Genomic DNA, 16,549 nt, shown 5'->3' with positions numbered 1-16,549 from the left:
CAACATTTCGGGACATCGAGTAAAGGGGGCCCCATGAAGCCACTCGCCCGCTACGCGTCACTGAACCGATACGTCGACCTGTGCCGAACAGTGGACGTGGACGCTGTGGCCCTCATGAGGAGTGTCGGCCTGAGCCCGGCAAGCCTGGCGAACCCCGACCAATGGGTACCGGCCGCCTCCATCGCATCGCTCCTGGAGCGATCGGCAGCGGAGTCCGGACACGAAGACTTCGGGCTTCTACTCGCCGGCCTGCGTCGACTGTCCAATCTCGGTCCCCTCAGCTTGGTCATCAGGGAAGAACCAGACGTCAGGAGCGCACTCGACGTGTTGATGCGATACGAGCACACGTACAACGAGTCATTACGCATTCGATTGAACGAGGTCAACGGACTCGCCACCCTGCGAATCTCGCTCGAGGTCGGCGAACCGGTCGACACCAGACAGAGCGTCGAACTCGCAGTCGGCGCGACACTGCAGATCCTGCGGAGTTTCCTAGGTTCTCGATGGCAACCGGTCAGCGTGGGATTCACGCACAATGCCCCGAAAGACACGAGCACGCATCGGCGAATCCTCGGCGAGACGGTGGAATTCGATCACGAGTTCACCGGTATCGTTTTCTTCGCCGCCGACCTGGATGCGGCTAACCAACTTTCCGACGAGTTACTCCGGCCGTACGCTCGCCAGTTCCTCGACTCGCTTCCCGCCTCGGAAACCTCCGATACCCTCAGCCGCACCAAGGAATTGATCGAAGTTCTGCTTCCGACCGGCCGCTGCTCTGTCGAGCAGGTGGCACGCAGTCTCGGATTCGACCGGCGGACACTGCACCGTCATCTCGCCGAATCCGGAGATACGTTCACGGCCGTTCTCAATTCGGTTCGAAGCTCCCTCGCGGAACGATTTGTCTCCAACCCTCGCTATTCGTTGACCGAAGTGGCTGTGCACCTCGGGTTTTCGACGCAGGGTAGTTTCTCGCGCTGGTTTCGCACTCAGTTCTCGATGAGCCCGAGCGCGTGGCGGACTCAGCGCTCGATCAGCTGACCAGCACGACTCCGACGTAGGCGATCGTTGCCACCCACACAGTGGAAATCGCGGCCAGCACGAATGGCCGGGCGCCAACTCCACGAATGACGCTCAACCGCACCCCCAGCCCGAGTGCGAACATCGCGGCCGCCAACAGCGCCGTCTGCACCGTCTTCGCCAGCCCCAGAAGCTCATCCGGCAAGATGCCCGTGGAGCGCAAGCCCATGCAGCAGATGAATGCCACGACGAACAACGGAATCAGCGGGGGACGCTTGGCGGCAGTGCTGTCGACCATCCTGCGTTGCCGGATACTCAGAAACGCCATGACCGGCGCCAACATCAACACGCGCGCAAGTTTCACCACGGTCGCGACACCCAACGCGGTGGCGCCGAGAGCGCTGCCGGCAGCCACCACTTGCGCCACTTCGTGGATCGACCCACCGGCCCACATGCCTGCACCGACCTCGTTCATACCGAAAGCGTTGGCCAACAGTGGGATTGTCGGAATCATCAGAGTTCCGAAGATCACCACCAACGCAACAGCGGTGAGCAACTCTTCCTCTCGCGCATTCACCACACCGTCCGCAGCAGCCACGGCGGCAGCGCCACAGATCGAGAAGCCGCAGGCAATCAGAATTCTCTGCGACCAACCCAATCCGAGAAGTTTTCCGGCATACATGGTCCCGGCGATACCGAGGAACACAATCGCAACCACAACGGCGATCACTCCCCAGCCCAAACCGACGATGTCGGAGAACATCAATTGCAGCCCGAGCAGAGCGATACCCACCCGAAGTAGCCGTTTCGCCGAGAATGCCAGGCCAGGTTGGAATTTCGCCGGCAAAGAGACGGTATTCGCCAACACCGCACCCGCCACGATCGCAATCAGCAACGGACTCACGGCGGAGGTGAACCGACCGGCTATCAGCGCGACCGTGGCCCCCAAGGCGCACAACGCAACTCCGGGCACCAATGCAGCCACACTGGACCACCGTCGTACTTCTGACGAAGGGGCGACTGCGGGTTTCTCGGCCACGGACTTCACATCACGGTTCACTCATCCAGCGTCCTTGAGCCACCATCGCTCCGGTAGGGCGATTTCTACCATCACGGCATATCAAATCGATATGAACGTGAAGTTCGGTATAGCCTGTTTGCATGACCAGACGGTGGCCCGACCTCACCACTCTCGAGCTACTCATCGGCATCGATGATCACGGAAGTCTCAGTGCGGCAAGCCGTTCAGCAAACATTGCGCAGCCGAATGCCAGCCGCGCCGTCAAAGCACTCGAGCGGCAGCTCGGGATGCCACTCATACACCGAAGGTCGACGGGGGCGGCTTTGACTCCGCAGGGGACCGTAATCGTCCACTGGGCGCGCCGCGTCCTCGCCAACTCGAGGCAGCTTCTCGACGTCGCCGAAGGGATGCGGACCGAACGATCCGCGGAATTGACCGTGTGTGCCAGCATGACCGTCGCCGAACATCTGATTCCGGCCTGGCTCGGTATCTTTCGGTCACTACATCCTGGTGTCACCGTCCACCTTCAGGTCTACAACTCGACCCGCGTCCTCGAGGCTGTCGAGGTGGGAATGTGCGACCTCGGATTCGTCGAGTCACCGACCGTTCCGAAGAGCCTGTCCAGCGTCACCGTCGCGCGTGACTCGCTGGTCGTGGTCGTTCATCCGGATCATCCATGGGCGCGTCGACGAAAGCCGCTGACCGTCGCCGAACTGGCAGCGACGCCGCTGCTGGTGCGCGAGCCCGGATCGGGAACCAGAACGACTCTCGACCTGGCGTTACACGAATACGAGCGCGGTGCACCGTTGTTGGAACTGGGTAGTTCGGCCGCGATTCGAACCAGCGTGCTCGGTGGCGTCGGCCCGGCGGTACTGAGCACGCTGGCCGTCGAGGACCAGGTGAAGCAGGGAGAACTTCGGGTCGTAGCCGTCGAAGGCTTGGAACTCGACCGATCCCTGCGTGCAGTGTGGCGCCCGCCGCGTCAGCTCGAGGGCCCCGCAGGCGACCTGATGAAAGTAGTGCGTGCCAGCGGGTCCCGGAAGTCCTGAAAGCGGCTTACTTCTTGTCGGCCTTCGCTGCTGCCTTTGCGGCCTTCTTGAACTCGCGGACCTCGAGCAAAGACTGTTCGTCGACCACGTCTGCAATCGAGCGCCTCGAACCTTCGAGCCCGTAGTCGCCGGCCGCTTGGCGCCAACCTTTCGGCTCGACGCCGATCTGTTTTCCGAGCAACGCCAGGAAGATCCGGGCTTTCTGATCCCCGTAACCGGGTAGGGCTTTGAGCCGCTTCAGCACTTCCTTGCCGTCGGGATTTCCCGAAGTCCAGATCGCCGCGGTGTCGCCGTCGTAGTTCTCGACGATGAACTGGCACATGAGCTGGATACGCTCACCCATCGACTTGGGGAATCGGTGCACAGCCGGAGGCTCGGCACAGACGGCGATGAACTCGTCGGTGTCCATGTCGGCGATACGCCTGACGTCGATACCGCTGAGCCGATCCGCCAGCTTCTTCGGACCGAGGAAGGCCGTTTCCATCGGAACCTGTTGATCGAGAAGCATTCCGATCAACAACGCCAACGGGTCCTCGGCGAGGAGAGCATCAGCTTCGGGGTCACCGACAAGGTTCAGTTGAAGTGCCATGAGTCCGATACTGCCACGTCAGACGGCAGTTGTGACCGGCGCCGACGCATCCGGGGCCGGAATCTTCCACTTCTTCCAGCCGAACAGAACCAACGTCGAGACCGCGGCAAGCGTGAAGACCCAGAGGTAGACGCCGACGGTCGGAATCCGCAGATACTCGGGCGGCACGAACATGAACAAGCCCATTCCGATGAAGCGATCCGTACCCGGAATGACCGACGGGTCCCACCAGGTGTGAGACCAGTTCAAGACCGGGAGCAGGAAAACGAACGGCGCCACCCACGCCCAGCGCTTCTTCGACACCATCGCGTAGTGCGCGGCGAGGACGACCAGCGGGACGAACCACACCCAGTGATGGCCCCACGAGAACGGCGAGACAGTGGTCGCAGTCAACCCCGTCATGGTGAGGCCGAGCAATTTCTGGCCGTGGCGGTGAGCAATCCACGCGGCACCGAGTCCGAGGCATACCGCTAGCGCACTGAAGACTAGGACCAGGACCCGCGACGGCGTCGGAGTGTGAGTGAGCTGAGCGATCAGACCGGACACGGACTGGTTGCTCGGAGCATCCGTCGGTCCGACGCGTTCGCTGTCGACAAGAGTGCCGGTCCAGTACTTGTACGCATCGTTGTAGATCACGACGAAGCCGATCGCAACGGTCGCAGCGAACGTCACGACGGCCGTCACCAACGCACGCCATTGACGAGTGATGAAAAGGTACGCCCAGAAGAAGGCCGGAGTGAGCTTCACGCCGGCGGCGATGCCTGCCCCGATTCCTCGGAGCCGACTCTTCTCGTCCCGACCGAGGTCCCACACGATCAAGAGCAGCAGGAAGATGTTGATCTGCCCGAGCCAGAGCGTCGTACGTATCGGTTCCATGAACAGAAAGATCGTCGTCGCCAACGCACTCACGGCGTACGCCTTCACGTCGAGCCGATAACCGAGGTACTTCCAGCACAACAAGATCACTGCGAACAACGCAGCGATGTTCAAACCCGTCCACACAACAATCGCCTGTTTGAACGAGAGCACCGCCCACACCGTGAACAGCAAAGCCGCAAACGGGGTGTACGTGAACATCATTCCGTCCAGGACTGGCCCGTCGTACAACGGAAGGCCCTGAACCACAACGCTGCCGCCGTGGCGGTAGACGTCGAGATCGAGGAAATTTTCGAAGATCCCCCAGTACCGCGTATTCATCGGCACGGCGAAAAGAACCATCAGCACGGACGCGACTGCCAGAACACCGAGTACAGAGAATCCGAGAACACCGACACGGAGGGTGCGTCGCGGTATGTCAGCTTCGATGACCGACTCTGATTTCGCGGTGTGCGCCTCGAAAGAAGGCCCATCCGAAGCGTTGATCGCGCCCGTCACTACAACCTCCGGGATTTACACCCTATGTCGGGAATTGATGCTCCGAACGGTACAAGACAAGACCGAAAAGTACCGACCGGGCACGCCGCTTCGAGAACTCAGATCTCGGAGAGACGCGATTCGGTAGCTGCGAGCAGAACACACGTAGCCACGCCGTCCATGGCAACTTCGAGTTCAGCCTTGGACGGGAAGCTCGGGGCCAACCGGATGTTCCGGTCATCCGGATCCGTGCTGTACGGGAAAGCCGACCCGGCAGCGGTGAGCGCGATACCCGCGTTCTTCGCCAGTTCGATGACCCGCTTGGCCGTGCCGTCGACCACGTCGAGGCTGATGAAGTATCCGCCCTTCGGCTCGGTCCAAGACGCGACCTTCGATGCACCGAGACGATCCTCGAGGATCCGCAGTACGAGCTCGAACTTGGGCGCGAGGAACGCGCGATGCTTCTCCATGTGCGCACGAACGCCGTCGGCATTGCCGAAGAAACGCAGGTGGCGAAGCTGATTGACCTTGTCCGGTCCGATGCTCTTCTTGCCCAGGAACTTCTGGTACCAGGCAAGGTTTTCCGCCGAGCTACCGAAGAAGCTCACACCAGCGCCGGCGAAAGTGATCTTGGACGTCGACGCGAACACGAGCGGACGGTTGGGGTGTCCGGCCTCCGCTGCCATCGAGAGAATGTCGTAGGAAGGCGCAGTCTCGCCGACAAGCGGATGTACGGCGTACGCGTTGTCCCAGTACAGGCGGAAGTCGGGCGCGGCCGTCGGCATCGACGCGAGCGTACGGACAATTTCTTCGGAGTACACGGCACCGGTGGGGTTCGCGTAAACCGGAACCGCCCACATGCCCTTGATCTGCGGATCTGACGCAACAAGTTCGGCGATCTTGACGACATCCGGGCCGTCGTGGTTCATCGGCACCGCGATCATCTCGATGCCGAGGGACTCGGTGATCGCGAAGTGGCGGTCGTAGCCCGGTGCCGGGCAGAGAAACTTGATCTTCTCTTCCTGTGCCCACGGCCGGGCCGAATCCGGTGTGCCATGAAGCAGTGAGAACACGACGTTGTCGTGCATGATCTCGAGGCTCGCGTTGTTTCCGGCGAGAAGGTTCGCAACGGGGATACCCAGCAGCTCGCCGAAGATGGCGCGCAGTTCCGGCAGACCGGTGAGTCCGCCGTAGTTACGGCAGTCGGTGCCGCTTCCGTCACGGAAATCACCGTCGCCGGGCAGCGTCAGCAGCTCTGCGGAAAGGTCGAGTTGTTCCGGGGAAGGCTTACCGCGGGTCAGATCGAGTGCGAGCTTCTGCGCCTGGAGCTGCGTGTACTTCGCGCTCTGGCTCTCATGCTCGGAGGTGAGTTCTTCATGGCTCATCAACCCGATCTGGGTTTGGATAGGCATCCGGAGCGGCCTTTCACCGACGAGGCGGGGTCGGGTATGTGAAAAAATAGAGGACCCCGCGCACCCGGCAGAGCCCGTTGACCCTTGCTGCCTTCCGGCCCTGGGGGAGTTCACAGGATGCGCGCCGCGCGGGATCCAATGAACAGTGTAGACGGCTTTCTCCGGCCGCTGCACACCACCTACCGGGGCCGAGATGCAAACCTCGAGTTCCACCGGTTCTTCGCAGGTCAGGTACCCGTTTAACGCTTCGCGCCCGCAATTGGGTATGCTGCTCCACGGAGGATTCGCCTAGTGGCCTATGGCGCTCGCCTGGAACGCGGGTTGGGTTAACGCCCTCAGGGGTTCAAATCCCCTATCCTCCGCCAAAGGAACCCCTGTGAACTGCTGAGAAGCGGTTCACAGGGGTTCTTTTCTGTCCTCATGCAACGAGTAATGCAACAGGGTCTCGGTTCAGCTCGATGTTCTGCGAGCTCAGACGGTCTGCCGACTCGTGGTGGTTTCGATCCCGCAGCGCGCCGAATCGGAATGCTGCTGCGTGATTTCGAGTGGCCCGCCGATGGCCCGAACCCGATTCGGGAAGCTATGGCCACATCTGCTCCTGCAGCCCGCGTTGGTCATGAAATGACACCCGCGCCGCAAGTCTTATTTATCCAGATCCCATTCTGGATAAGATAGGCATGGAAAGCAAGGCGGCAATATAGCGTGGATACAGGGAGAGACCAGATGGCGTACAGGACGTTGAAATCGATCTTTCACCAACGAGATCGTGCTGGTGCCGATGCTGAGGAGCGAGCGCGACGCGATTCTCCCGCCGCCGTCCACTGGGACCTACTGATCGGCGAACACTCGACGTTCGCACTGATGACACCCGAAGTCGCAGCGCTGATCGAACGGATCATGAGCTTCGAGCCGAAGATCCGGGCTGAGTGGAACGGGCTGCCGGCCCTCGCGCGCACCCACTACCTGCATCGCATGGTGATCGACGAGATCCAGGCAACGAACGAGATCGAACAGGTCCGCTCAACCCGGAAGGAGATCAGCGAGGCAATCGAGATGGTGTGGGCGGAGCAACCCCTCGCGAACAAGCGGTTCGCCGAGATGGCGCGGCTCTATCTCAATATCGGCAACGACCAGGCCGAGAGTCCGCAGACGCTCGACGACATCCGAGATGTCTACGACGCGGTAACTCGGGGCGAGATTCGCGACGAGGACGCCCCCGATGGGAAGCGGTTCCGGCAAGGGCCAGTATCGATCACGTCAGGAATCAAGGTCGTGCACACCGGTGTGGTACCCGAGTCAGCGATCGACGACGCGCTGACCCTCATGCTGAGCCAGGGGGGCGACGACTCGATTCCACGACTGATCAGGGCAGTGGTCGCGCACTTCATCTTCGAGTACACGCACCCGTTCTACGACGGCAACGGCCGAACCGGACGCTACCTTCTCGCGCTGGACCTTCGACAGGTGTTGGCTCCGTATGCGAGCCTGGCATTGTCGGCGACCGTCGCCGACAACAAGGATCGTTACTACAAAGCATTCTCTGACGCGGAGAATCCATTGAACCGCGGAGATCTGACGCCCTACCTGATCGATATGCTGGAGATCATCGCCGAGGCGCAACATCGACTGCTGCTCGACCTCTCCGAGAGGCGGCATAAGATCGACACACTCGAGGCGCGTATCCGCGTTCTGGTGGAGGATGAGGAATTTCCGCTGAACTTGGGACTCGATCGCGAGTCGACGCCGCCGGTTGATAGCAACCACATCGGCGCAGTCCTGTTCACCCTGGGTCAGGCCCACTGCTTCGAGGCGAACCGCGCCATCAAGTTGAACACCCTGGTCGAGGTGGTGGGTCGATCCAGCCAGTTCGCCCGCCCGCGACTTCAGCGCCTGGACGATGCCGGGATCATTGAGACGGTTACGAAGAGACCGCTGCGCTTCCGGCTCACGGCACGGGGGGTATCGCTCCTCGATCTGGATGGGGCGTGATTTTCGCCAGGTCGCAGATGGGCTAGGTGGCGATTGGGCGCACGATCGACGTTTCCATTCCCACTCGCGAATGGAGTGCAGTGGCCGCAACATTTGTGGTCTTCGTCGGCGCACTGGTTCTGCCGCCGGGTACCGCACGACGATTGGTTGCAGCGAGCTGGGCCGTCCACCCGATTTTCGACCTACTTCACGAGCGTGGTCCAGAATCACGTCTGCCGGATTGGTACCCCGCAATTGCGCGGGATACGACCTCGGAGCCGCTGGACTTCTTGCTGCCGAACCACGCAATTTCGTTTGACAGACTCACAAACCCGAGGACAGACTTTCCGTCCAACCCAACCATCGGGAGTACGCGTGATTGCCGGCCAGACCAATCTGCTCGCAGATTGCAGCAGTTGCTTCGGTCTGTGCTGCGTCGCACTCCCCTTTTCCAAGTCCTCCGACTTCGCGACCAACAAGAATGCCGGCGCCCCCTGCAAGAACCTGCAGCAGGATTTCCGTTGCGGCATTCACACCGGATTGCGAAAGAAGGGCTTCACCGGTTGCACCGTCTACGACTGTTTCGGTGCGGGACAGAAGGTTTCACAGCAGACCTACGACGGCGTCAGCTGGCGTGATGCCCCGGAGACCGCGTCAGACATGTTCGAAACCTTCCCTGTCATACGCCAGTTGCACGAACTGCTCTGGTATCTCGCCGAAGCCCGCTCGCTGAAGCAAACCCACTCGATACGAAAGGAACTCGACGCTGCACTCGCAGAGACGGAAAGCCTGACCAACGGCACACCTTCGCAGATTCAAACCGTCGACGTCTCAGCACACCGAGCGGCAGTCAACACACTGCTCTTGCAGACGAGTAACCTTGTGCGCTCACCGATCTCAACCAAGAAGGGTCGAAAACTCGACCACCGCGGCGCAGACCTCATCGGCGCCAAATTTCGTGGTTCCGATCTACGTGGGGCCAACTTTCGCGGGAGTTACCTGATCGGTGCAGACCTCCGCGACTGCGAACTCGATCGAGCCGATCTGATCGGTGCAGACTTGCGCGGCACCGACATTCGCGGCGCAAAACTCCGCGGCAGTATCTTTCTCACGCAGTTCCAGATCAACGCGGCGATCGGCGATTCGGCTACCACGCTGCCCGATTCACTGACCCGCCCCAGCCACTGGGCCTGAACCCGACTGTCAACTCCGTCGACTGTTGACGACTGTCAACTCCGTCGACGGAGAACGACCTTGTTAGCTTCCGGATCGACAGACACCCACGGCGGGTCACCGTCCGTTCCGTCCTCACGATGCATAAATGCGCTCTGACGCTGTTCGAATTCATGATGCTTGGACCCCTGAAACAGGGCAGCAACCTCTTCGAAGCCCGCGGCCGAGACCGGACGAGTCGTACGTCCCCGAGTCCACGGCAGTGCCCGGCCGCCGGTGAGCCGGTTCCAGAGAGTCTCGGCGAAAGCGAACAGGACCAGCAGCACGAGCAAGCCTTGCAGCGTCAACGCGAACAGAGTGCCCATGAAAGAAGTCTAGCGACGAACGCCCCCGGTCCCCTCGACTTCCGATCGGCCGCCCTATGTCTGGTCCCGCGGTCGATGATCTGCCACAATGCAAGCTGTTACGACTAGTAACACCTTCGGGGGGAGGATTTCACGTGAGCTTGATACTTGCAGCTACCGATCGTTCGGAGCTTGCCCAGACGCTTGGTACCGAATTAATACATTTCGGGCACCAGATACAGCTCGTCCGCACCGGGCGCCGCCTACTCGATGACCTGGACACCGACAGTTTCGATATCGCCGTGATCGATCTCCTTCTGCCGGACATCGACGGCTACGAGATCGCACGGCAGATCCGCTTGCGCAGTTCGATGCCGATCATGATGCTGGTGGATACCTACGAGGACATCGACGAAGCACCACATCGCGCTGTCTCGGACTTTGTGCTGAACCCGATCGATTCTCACGCGCTCGATCTTCGGGTCACCGCAATCCTTCGTGAAACCGCACATCCCGCCCCCGGCAAACACCAACGTCACGGTGACCTGCTCCTCGATCGACGTGCGATGACGGCGACGATGGGCGGAAAGCTGCTGGTCCTCAGTCGGACCGAGTGGCGGGTACTCCTGGAGCTGTCGACCGAGCCTGGGCGCGTGTACTCACGTGATCACCTGATCCGAAACGTGTGGGGTTCCGACCACGAAAGGACGCGTGTAGTCGACGCAACCATTCTCAGCCTGCGGTCCAAACTCGAATCCGATCCCGCGAAACCGAAGTACATCAAAACCATCAGGGGATTCGGATACCGCTTCGGCCCGGTCGACTGAAGTCGCCTTCGTGTCGGTGCCGCTCGATAAGCTCTCGTCATGGGTTGGTACACACCACAATCGGTCGCCCCGGATCTCTCCGACATCCTGGTGTGTGGCTGGACGGCGTGCGCAGAAGGAGAACACCTCCTCGTGCCCGATGCTTGCATGGACGTGCTGTGGATACGCGGCGTCGGCATACGCGTCTGTGGCCCCGAAACCGCTGCATGGTCATTCACTCTTCCGCCCGGAACACGCTCCGTGGGTGTTCGATTCCGCCCTGGATCGGCATCGCCGATGTTGCGAACCTCGGCGTCCGAGCTTCGGGATTCTCGCGCCGATCTCAGCGATGTAACCGACGCACGCACGGAACGAATACTGTTGAACCGCTTGGAAAATTCCGAAGACCACGAACAGGTCTCCATCCTCGAAAGCGCTGTTCGGAGTTGGGTAAGTTCGAGTTTCCGTCACGATCCGGTGATCAACCACGTTCGCACCGCACTGTCCGAACATTCGTGGAATGTCAGCTCTCTCGCCGACGCGGCGGCACTGACTTCGCGCCAACTCCAACGTCGATGCAACGACGCCTTCGGATACGGCCCGGCAACGCTGCGCTCGATCCTGCGCCTCCAGCGCTTCATGGCGCTCGCTCGCAGTCGACCCGCACTGGGACTCGCTGAATCCGCCGCCCACTGCGGATTCAGCGATCAGGCCCACTTGACCCGTGAATGCCGCCGAATCTCGTCGCTGACCCCGGCGGCTCTACTCCGCACCCAAGCCCCCGACTGGCACGGGTCGGATACCGTTGTCGCGCTGGCGGAGGGAGACGCGGTCGCGTAATCCCGACCGCGCTCCCCCGCCGTCACTTCTGGCTGAAAAGCGTCCTTGCCGACCACAGCCCACCGAGGGAAAGAACTGCGACCGTCATGTAGTAGTAACTGGGGGCGTCGAGCGAGCCTGTTGTACTGATCAACCAGGTCAAGACCAACGGCGCGATTCCGCCGAGCAAAGTCACTCCGAGGTTGTACGACAATGACATTCCGGTAGCCCGGATCTCTGCCGGGAACAGCGAACTCATCAGGGCGGGCAAGGGACCGAAGGCAAACGCCATGATGACACCCAGGACCGAAACAACCAGGACGAGGGTCAGAGTCGACGGGTGATCGACCATCAATTTGAAGAGCGGCCAGGCCAAGACGATTGCCGCAACGGCGGCCCAGGTCATAACTCTCGCCGGTCCGACCCGGTCTGCAAGATGCCCGATCAACGGCACGGTGATCAAGGTGACCAGTCCGGCGACGATGCCGCCGAGATAGCCGGCCGAGGCGGAAACTCCGAGGTTCTTCACGGCAAACGTCGGCATGTACAAGATGAGGTAGATCGAGATAGTCGCGACGCCCACTACTGCGGCACCGGTCAGCACCCGGCCGAGATGCCTGGTCAGCGTCGTCTTCAGCGGAGCCCTTTCCGGAACGCTCGTCTTGAAATCGTCCGTTTCGTCAAGCTTGGCACGGATGTAGAGTCCGACCGGCCCGACGATGATGCCGAAGAAGAACGGAACGCGCCAGCCCCACGAGTAGAGCGCTTCATGCGAAAGGTGAGTGTTGAGCACGTATCCGAACAGCGATGCCAGGAAAACCGAGGCACCCTGGCTGGCAACTTGCCAGGAAGAGTAGAACGCCTTCTTGTGTGGCGCAGTCTCCACGAGGAAGGTTGTAGCAGTACCGAATTCACCGCCGGCGGAGAATCCTTGAATGAGACGTGAGACAAGGATGACGACGCCGGCCCACGGTCCGATCATCGAGGTCGTCGGCGCCACGGCCATGATGAGCGTGCCGATCATCATCAGCATCATCGTCAACGTCAAGGCGTTCTTGCGCCCGCGACGATCGGCGTAGCTACCGAGAACCATCCCGCCAAGCGGCCGGATGACGTACGAGATCGCGAACGTCGCGAACGTCAGTATCAAACCGAGCGTGTTGTCGCCGCCGGGAAAGAAATTATGGGCGATCACCACTGCGAATGATGCGTAGACGATGACGTCGAACCATTCGAGCGCAGCGCCGAGCGAACTGCTGATCACCGCCTTGCGAGCAGCGGCCAGGCGTTCCGGGGTGACTGTTCCGGAGGTTGGCGTAGTTGCCGTGGACATGGTTTTCCTTAGGGGGTCAGGGTGGGTCAGGCGCGGGCGTGAGCGATGACGTTCCGAACGAACTGCTCGCACTGTGCCAATTGGTCAAGTGTCACGTACTCGTCAGGTGCATGCGCCTGAGTGATGCTTCCCGGCCCACACACGACAGTGGGGATACCGATAGTCGCGAACATCCCGGCCTCGGTGGCGTACGCGACCTTTTCGTCCGAGGCCCGACCACCCCATTGTTCGACCAGTGCGGCCGCCGAAGCATTCGCATCCGTCTCCAGGGGAGGAACCGAGGCCGACACGTGCATCGTCACGGAGGCTGACGGGTTTTCCTCCTGCATCAGGTTTTCGATCCGATTCGCCTCGGCGGCAAAGCGTTCGAGCAAATCTGCGGCGCCAGCTGAGCTGATGCTCCTGAATTCGAAAGTGATGGAGCAATCCTCGGGGACAGTGTTCACTGCGATCCCGCCGGATACGAGATTGACCGAACACGTCGTCCAGGCCACGTCGAATGCGTCGTCGTACGGGCCGGACGCACGGAGCTCGTCGGCCGCGCTTCTGACGAATCGAATCAACTCCGCGCCGTATTCGATCGCGTTGACTCCTTGCGGAGTAAGCGACGAGTGCGCCGAAACACCATGCAGATCAACACGTATGACGTTCATCGACTTGTGTGCGCGAATGACCCGCATCTCCGACGGCTCTCCGACGACGCACACATCAGGGCACAGGTTCCGGGAAACAACCTCCTCGACCAACCCGGCCGCACCGATGCAGCCGACTTCCTCGTCGTAGGAGAATGCAAAGTGAATAGGCTTCGCCAGCGGCCGAGCAACGATGTCGGGGATCGCAGCGACGACGATCCCGATGAACGACTTCATGTCGCACGTGCCACGTCCGTACAGGCTTCCGTCGCGAACGTCGGGCGCGAAAGGGTCGCTACTCCAGTCTTGATCGTCGACCGGCACTACGTCTGTATGGCCGGAGAACATCACACCGCCGGCAGTACTTCCGTCAGGAGGAGTGAACGTTGCCAACAAGTTGAGCTTCGTTCCCTCGTCATCGGCAACAAGTACCGGCTCGACCCCATGGCGACGTAGTTCCGCCGCAATGAGATCGATCAACGGTCGATTGCTCACGGCACTCGTCGTATCGATTCCGATGAGGCGTTGCACCCACTCGAGGCTTCTCTCTGTCGGAACAGCGGGCAACGTGGTCGATGACATCTGGTTTCTCCTTTCACAGCATGAACGCGGTGGGCACTCGCCACCGCGTTCTGCCCTTCGAGCATGAATGAAGTGATCCCAGACACAATGAAGATGCACGATACTTGCACCATGATCGAAGAAACGCAGGATTCCGCCGTACTGGACGACGTCGACCTCGCCCTGATCAATTGCCTGCAACTCGACCCGCGAGCGTCGTGGCGCACGGTTGGCGACGCGCTCAAAGTGGATCCGGTTACCGTGGCTCGCCGCTGGCAGCGGTTACAGGATTCCGGCACCGCCTGGGTCTCTGCCAGGGCAACCGGCCATGGCCGTCCGGAGTCGTGTCTGGCTTTTGTCGAAGTCGACTGCACGACTTCGAACGCGTTGACGATTGCAGAACGACTTGCCCGCTGGCCGCACGTACTGAGCGTCGAACACACAAGCGGCCCAGGCGACTTGACACTTCTCGTCGAGGTCAGAGACATGGCTTTCCTGTCGCGCTTCCTGCTTCGGTCGCTCGCGTCGGTACCCGGGATCGTCAGTTCGCGTGCACACCTCGTCACCGAGGTCTTCGCGATCGGAGACGACTGGAAATTGCAGGTACTCGATGCCGCGCAGCGAGCGACGATGACAGACCGGCCTGTGCGATACAAATACGCGCCGACGGATCAGCGCCATCACGGGAAGACGTTCGACGCTGTCGACCGCCAATTGATATTGAAACTGGGTGAGGACGGTCGATCGTCGATTGCCGAGCTCACGGTCGGTACCGGCCTCAGCGAAAGTACGGTCAGGCGGCGACTTGCCGAATTGACGTCGCGCAACCAGATCGTGTTCCGCTGCGACGTGTCTCTGCCACTGTCCGGCTGGCCCCTCGTGACCTGGGTGTGGGGATATGTCGATCCCACGGACCGGTCGACGATTCGTGCCCTGGTGGAGCGAGTGCCGGGAACGCGGGTGTGCATGCGGATATCCGGTGGACGCGCCAACACACTGCTCGCGATCGCCGCACACTCCCTTCGCGAAACTCCCATTACCGAAGTACAACTCGCACAAGAGGCACCGGGCCTGGTGGTGCTGAACAGGTCAGTGGTGCTGCGATCGATGAAGAGGGTGGGCCGACTTCTCGACGACGAGGGCAAGAGTGCCGGGGTCGTACCGATGGACATCTGGGCGGAAGCCCCGGAGATCGAGTGAATGTCCGAAATAATCAATCACGATGCGCTGTGGCGGTGAAGGATTGTTGTCATGACTTCAACAGAGATCTCCCCCGCCCAGCGTTATCGGGATCTGGCTGCCGGATTCACGGCCCGGATCGACGCCGTACCCGCCGACCGCTGGGACGACGATTCCCCCTGCGAGGGCTGGACCGCCCGCGACGTGGTGAGACACGTGCTCGACAGCGAACGAGACATGGTCAAGGTAGTCGGCCTGGAATTGGCACCCGGTCCGTCGGTCGACGACGACCCGTCGGCAGCCTGGGCGGCCGTCCGCAATTCGATGCAGGAAATTCTGGACGATCCGGCAAAGTCCACCCTGGAATACGACGGACACTTCGACAGGACCAACCTCGGGGCCACGGTCGAGGGGTTCTTGTGTTTCGATCTGGTCATCCACGGTTGGGACCTCGCGGCCGCAACCGGCACCGATACGACGATGCGAGACGCGGACGTGGAGTGGGTGTCGGAGATCGCCGCGGGCCTGGGCGAGTCGATCCGCATGAGCGGTGTGTGCGGCCCGGAAATACAGGTTCCGGACAACGCTGACAAAGCGACGAAACTCCTTGCCTTCCTCGGCCGGAAGGCGTGAAAAAGCACCCCTGACGTGGGCATTACTTCCATACGCATGTAATGTCGCGGTATGCCGGAACGCCGAAAATCCTCCACGAGTCCAGACCTGCTTGCGGCGGCATTGTTCGATGTCGCCGCGGAATCCGGACTGGAAAATGCCAGCGTTCGCGAGGTCGCAAAACGGGCGGGTGTCTCGATCGGCGCAGTGCAACATCATTTCTCGACCAAGGACGAGATGTTCGCATTCGCACTGCGAACACTCGTCGATCGATTGTTGACGCGACTGGCCGAATCGTCCGCCGACGCGGACCCGCATACCGCCCTGTTCCAGGCGCTCTCGCAACTCCTGCCCCTCGACGAGCAACGCACGCGTGAGGCGCATGTGCTCGCCGCGTTTGCCGTGCGCGCCGCAACCAGTGAGTCACTCTCCGAAATTCGCCGGACAACCCTGTTCACAATCCGCACCGGCATCTCGACAGTTCTGATCGGCATCGGAACTCCGGAAGCGGAAACCAGAGCGGCACTTCTGCTTTCAACCGTCAATGGATTGGCACTCGACGCACTCGGAAGCCCCGCCATGTATCCGCCGCAGTACCTCGATCACGCTTTGGAAACCCAGATCCGCCTCACCCTGCACGACGCCGAGAACCCGCTCGCCTCCGTCGGGCTCGCCAGCTGA

The 16,549-nt window shown here is 61.1% G+C and carries 16 protein-coding genes, 1 tRNA gene and 1 other RNA gene; 10 read left to right on the top strand and 8 right to left on the bottom strand.

The window, feature by feature from the left end; all coding sequences use genetic code 11:
* Window positions 1-33: 33 nt before the first annotated feature.
* Window positions 34-1,038, top strand: a complete 1,005-nt coding sequence (locus A0W34_RS02015; protein ID WP_007731570.1) for an AraC family transcriptional regulator — start codon at window positions 34-36, stop codon at window positions 1,036-1,038.
* Here the strand turns inward: A0W34_RS02015 and A0W34_RS02010 are convergent.
* Window positions 1,031-2,077: a YeiH family protein gene (locus A0W34_RS02010; RefSeq protein ID WP_081557240.1), complete on the bottom strand. Its 1,047-nt coding sequence runs from the start codon at window positions 2,075-2,077 to the stop codon at window positions 1,031-1,033. The two genes, A0W34_RS02015 and A0W34_RS02010, sit on opposite strands and share 8 nt — an antisense overlap.
* Window positions 2,078-2,178: 101 nt before the next feature.
* Here A0W34_RS02010 and A0W34_RS02005 point away from each other — a divergent pair, with 101 nt between their 5' ends.
* On the top strand, window positions 2,179-3,087 hold the full coding sequence (locus A0W34_RS02005) for a LysR family transcriptional regulator (protein ID WP_007731572.1): 909 nt from the start codon (window positions 2,179-2,181) through the stop codon (window positions 3,085-3,087).
* Between the two features lie 7 nt (window positions 3,088-3,094).
* Here the strand turns inward: A0W34_RS02005 and A0W34_RS02000 are convergent, their stop codons facing one another.
* The 4 genes from A0W34_RS02000 to ffs form a co-directional block, all read right to left on the bottom strand.
* Complete coding sequence (locus tag A0W34_RS02000; RefSeq protein ID WP_003943868.1) at window positions 3,095-3,676, bottom strand: HhH-GPD-type base excision DNA repair protein; 582 nt, start codon at window positions 3,674-3,676, stop codon at window positions 3,095-3,097.
* A gap of 18 nt (window positions 3,677-3,694) precedes the next feature.
* Entirely contained in the window at window positions 3,695-5,050 is a 1,356-nt protein-coding gene (locus A0W34_RS01995) for a glycosyltransferase 87 family protein (RefSeq protein WP_058227079.1), read from the bottom strand.
* A 98-nt stretch (window positions 5,051-5,148) separates the two neighbouring features.
* Window positions 5,149-6,441 carry an aminotransferase class I/II-fold pyridoxal phosphate-dependent enzyme gene (locus A0W34_RS01990; RefSeq protein ID WP_003943985.1) on the bottom strand — a complete coding sequence of 431 codons (1,293 nt, stop codon included), beginning with the start codon at window positions 6,439-6,441 and terminating at the stop codon, window positions 5,149-5,151.
* Between the two features lie 41 nt (window positions 6,442-6,482).
* Window positions 6,483-6,582, bottom strand: an RNA gene (ffs, locus tag A0W34_RS01985) — signal recognition particle sRNA small type.
* 136 nt (window positions 6,583-6,718) lie between these two features.
* Between ffs and A0W34_RS01980 the strand changes: the two genes are divergently transcribed.
* The 3 genes from A0W34_RS01980 to A0W34_RS01965 all read left to right on the top strand — a co-directional run bounded on the left by A0W34_RS01980 (window position 6,719) and on the right by A0W34_RS01965 (window position 9,603).
* Window positions 6,719-6,806 (top strand) — tRNA-Ser (locus A0W34_RS01980).
* A gap of 496 nt (window positions 6,807-7,302) precedes the next feature.
* On the top strand, window positions 7,303-8,430 hold the full coding sequence (locus A0W34_RS01975; RefSeq protein WP_232329969.1) for a Fic family protein: 1,128 nt from the start codon (window positions 7,303-7,305) through the stop codon (window positions 8,428-8,430).
* Window positions 8,431-8,784: 354 nt separating this feature from the next.
* On the top strand, window positions 8,785-9,603 hold the full coding sequence (locus A0W34_RS01965) for a pentapeptide repeat-containing protein (protein ID WP_081557239.1): 819 nt from the start codon (window positions 8,785-8,787) through the stop codon (window positions 9,601-9,603).
* 35 nt (window positions 9,604-9,638) lie between these two features.
* Here the strand turns inward: A0W34_RS01965 and A0W34_RS01960 are convergent, their stop codons facing one another.
* A complete protein-coding gene (locus A0W34_RS01960) occupies window positions 9,639-9,947 on the bottom strand; it encodes a DUF6191 domain-containing protein (protein WP_081557238.1) in 309 nt (102 codons plus the stop codon).
* Between the two features lie 134 nt (window positions 9,948-10,081).
* Here A0W34_RS01960 and A0W34_RS01955 point away from each other — a divergent pair, with 134 nt between their 5' ends.
* Complete coding sequence (locus A0W34_RS01955; protein WP_007731581.1) at window positions 10,082-10,753, top strand: response regulator transcription factor; 672 nt, start codon at window positions 10,082-10,084, stop codon at window positions 10,751-10,753.
* 39 nt (window positions 10,754-10,792) lie between these two features.
* Window positions 10,793-11,572, top strand: coding sequence for a helix-turn-helix domain-containing protein (locus A0W34_RS01950; protein WP_003943809.1), 780 nt, complete (start codon window positions 10,793-10,795; stop codon window positions 11,570-11,572).
* Between the two features lie 22 nt (window positions 11,573-11,594).
* On the opposite strand, the gene A0W34_RS01945 is transcribed toward A0W34_RS01950, so the two are convergent.
* Complete coding sequence (locus A0W34_RS01945; protein ID WP_030535736.1) at window positions 11,595-12,884, bottom strand: MFS transporter; 1,290 nt, start codon at window positions 12,882-12,884, stop codon at window positions 11,595-11,597.
* A gap of 26 nt (window positions 12,885-12,910) precedes the next feature.
* Window positions 12,911-14,098, bottom strand: a complete 1,188-nt coding sequence (gene argE, locus A0W34_RS01940; RefSeq protein WP_030535737.1) for an acetylornithine deacetylase — start codon at window positions 14,096-14,098, stop codon at window positions 12,911-12,913.
* Window positions 14,099-14,209: 111 nt separating this feature from the next.
* Between argE and A0W34_RS01935 the strand changes: the two genes are divergently transcribed.
* From A0W34_RS01935 to A0W34_RS01925, 3 genes are read left to right on the top strand one after another with little or no spacing between them, the layout of a single operon-like run.
* On the top strand, window positions 14,210-15,277 hold the full coding sequence (locus A0W34_RS01935; protein WP_064073653.1) for an Lrp/AsnC family transcriptional regulator: 1,068 nt from the start codon (window positions 14,210-14,212) through the stop codon (window positions 15,275-15,277).
* Between the two features lie 51 nt (window positions 15,278-15,328).
* Window positions 15,329-15,889: a TIGR03086 family metal-binding protein gene (locus tag A0W34_RS01930; protein ID WP_081557237.1), complete on the top strand. Its 561-nt coding sequence runs from the start codon at window positions 15,329-15,331 to the stop codon at window positions 15,887-15,889.
* 51 nt (window positions 15,890-15,940) lie between these two features.
* On the top strand, window positions 15,941-16,549 hold the full coding sequence (locus tag A0W34_RS01925) for a TetR/AcrR family transcriptional regulator (RefSeq protein WP_019746515.1): 609 nt from the start codon (window positions 15,941-15,943) through the stop codon (window positions 16,547-16,549).

It is taken from the genome of Rhodococcus sp. BH4, from assembly GCF_002079265.1.
Taxonomy (GTDB): domain Bacteria; phylum Actinomycetota; class Actinomycetes; order Mycobacteriales; family Mycobacteriaceae; genus Rhodococcus_F; species Rhodococcus_F qingshengii.
The sequence above is the reverse complement of the archived record's forward strand: the minus strand, read 5'-3'. Positions and strand labels throughout refer to the sequence as shown.

Bases quoted from the DNA above. Each gene is read 5' to 3' on its own strand.
- A0W34_RS02015 (WP_007731570.1), top strand. From the start codon at position 34: ATGAAGCCACTCGCCCGCTACGCGTCACTGAACCGATACGTCGACCTG.
- A0W34_RS02005 (WP_007731572.1), top strand. From the start codon at position 2,179: ATGACCAGACGGTGGCCCGACCTCACCACTCTCGAGCTACTCATCGGC.
- A0W34_RS02000 (WP_003943868.1), bottom strand. From the start codon at position 3,676: ATGGCACTTCAACTGAACCTTGTCGGTGACCCCGAAGCTGATGCTCTC.
- A0W34_RS01990 (WP_003943985.1), bottom strand. From the start codon at position 6,441: ATGCCTATCCAAACCCAGATCGGGTTGATGAGCCATGAAGAACTCACC.
- A0W34_RS01975 (WP_232329969.1), top strand. From the start codon at position 7,303: ATGACACCCGAAGTCGCAGCGCTGATCGAACGGATCATGAGCTTCGAG.
- A0W34_RS01960 (WP_081557238.1), bottom strand. From the start codon at position 9,947: ATGGGCACTCTGTTCGCGTTGACGCTGCAAGGCTTGCTCGTGCTGCTG.
- A0W34_RS01950 (WP_003943809.1), top strand. From the start codon at position 10,793: ATGGGTTGGTACACACCACAATCGGTCGCCCCGGATCTCTCCGACATC.
- A0W34_RS01945 (WP_030535736.1), bottom strand. From the start codon at position 12,884: ATGTCCACGGCAACTACGCCAACCTCCGGAACAGTCACCCCGGAACGC.
- argE (WP_030535737.1), bottom strand. From the start codon at position 14,098: ATGTCATCGACCACGTTGCCCGCTGTTCCGACAGAGAGAAGCCTCGAG.
- A0W34_RS01935 (WP_064073653.1), top strand. From the start codon at position 14,210: ATGATCGAAGAAACGCAGGATTCCGCCGTACTGGACGACGTCGACCTC.
- A0W34_RS01930 (WP_081557237.1), top strand. From the start codon at position 15,329: ATGACTTCAACAGAGATCTCCCCCGCCCAGCGTTATCGGGATCTGGCT.
- A0W34_RS01925 (WP_019746515.1), top strand. From the start codon at position 15,941: ATGCCGGAACGCCGAAAATCCTCCACGAGTCCAGACCTGCTTGCGGCG.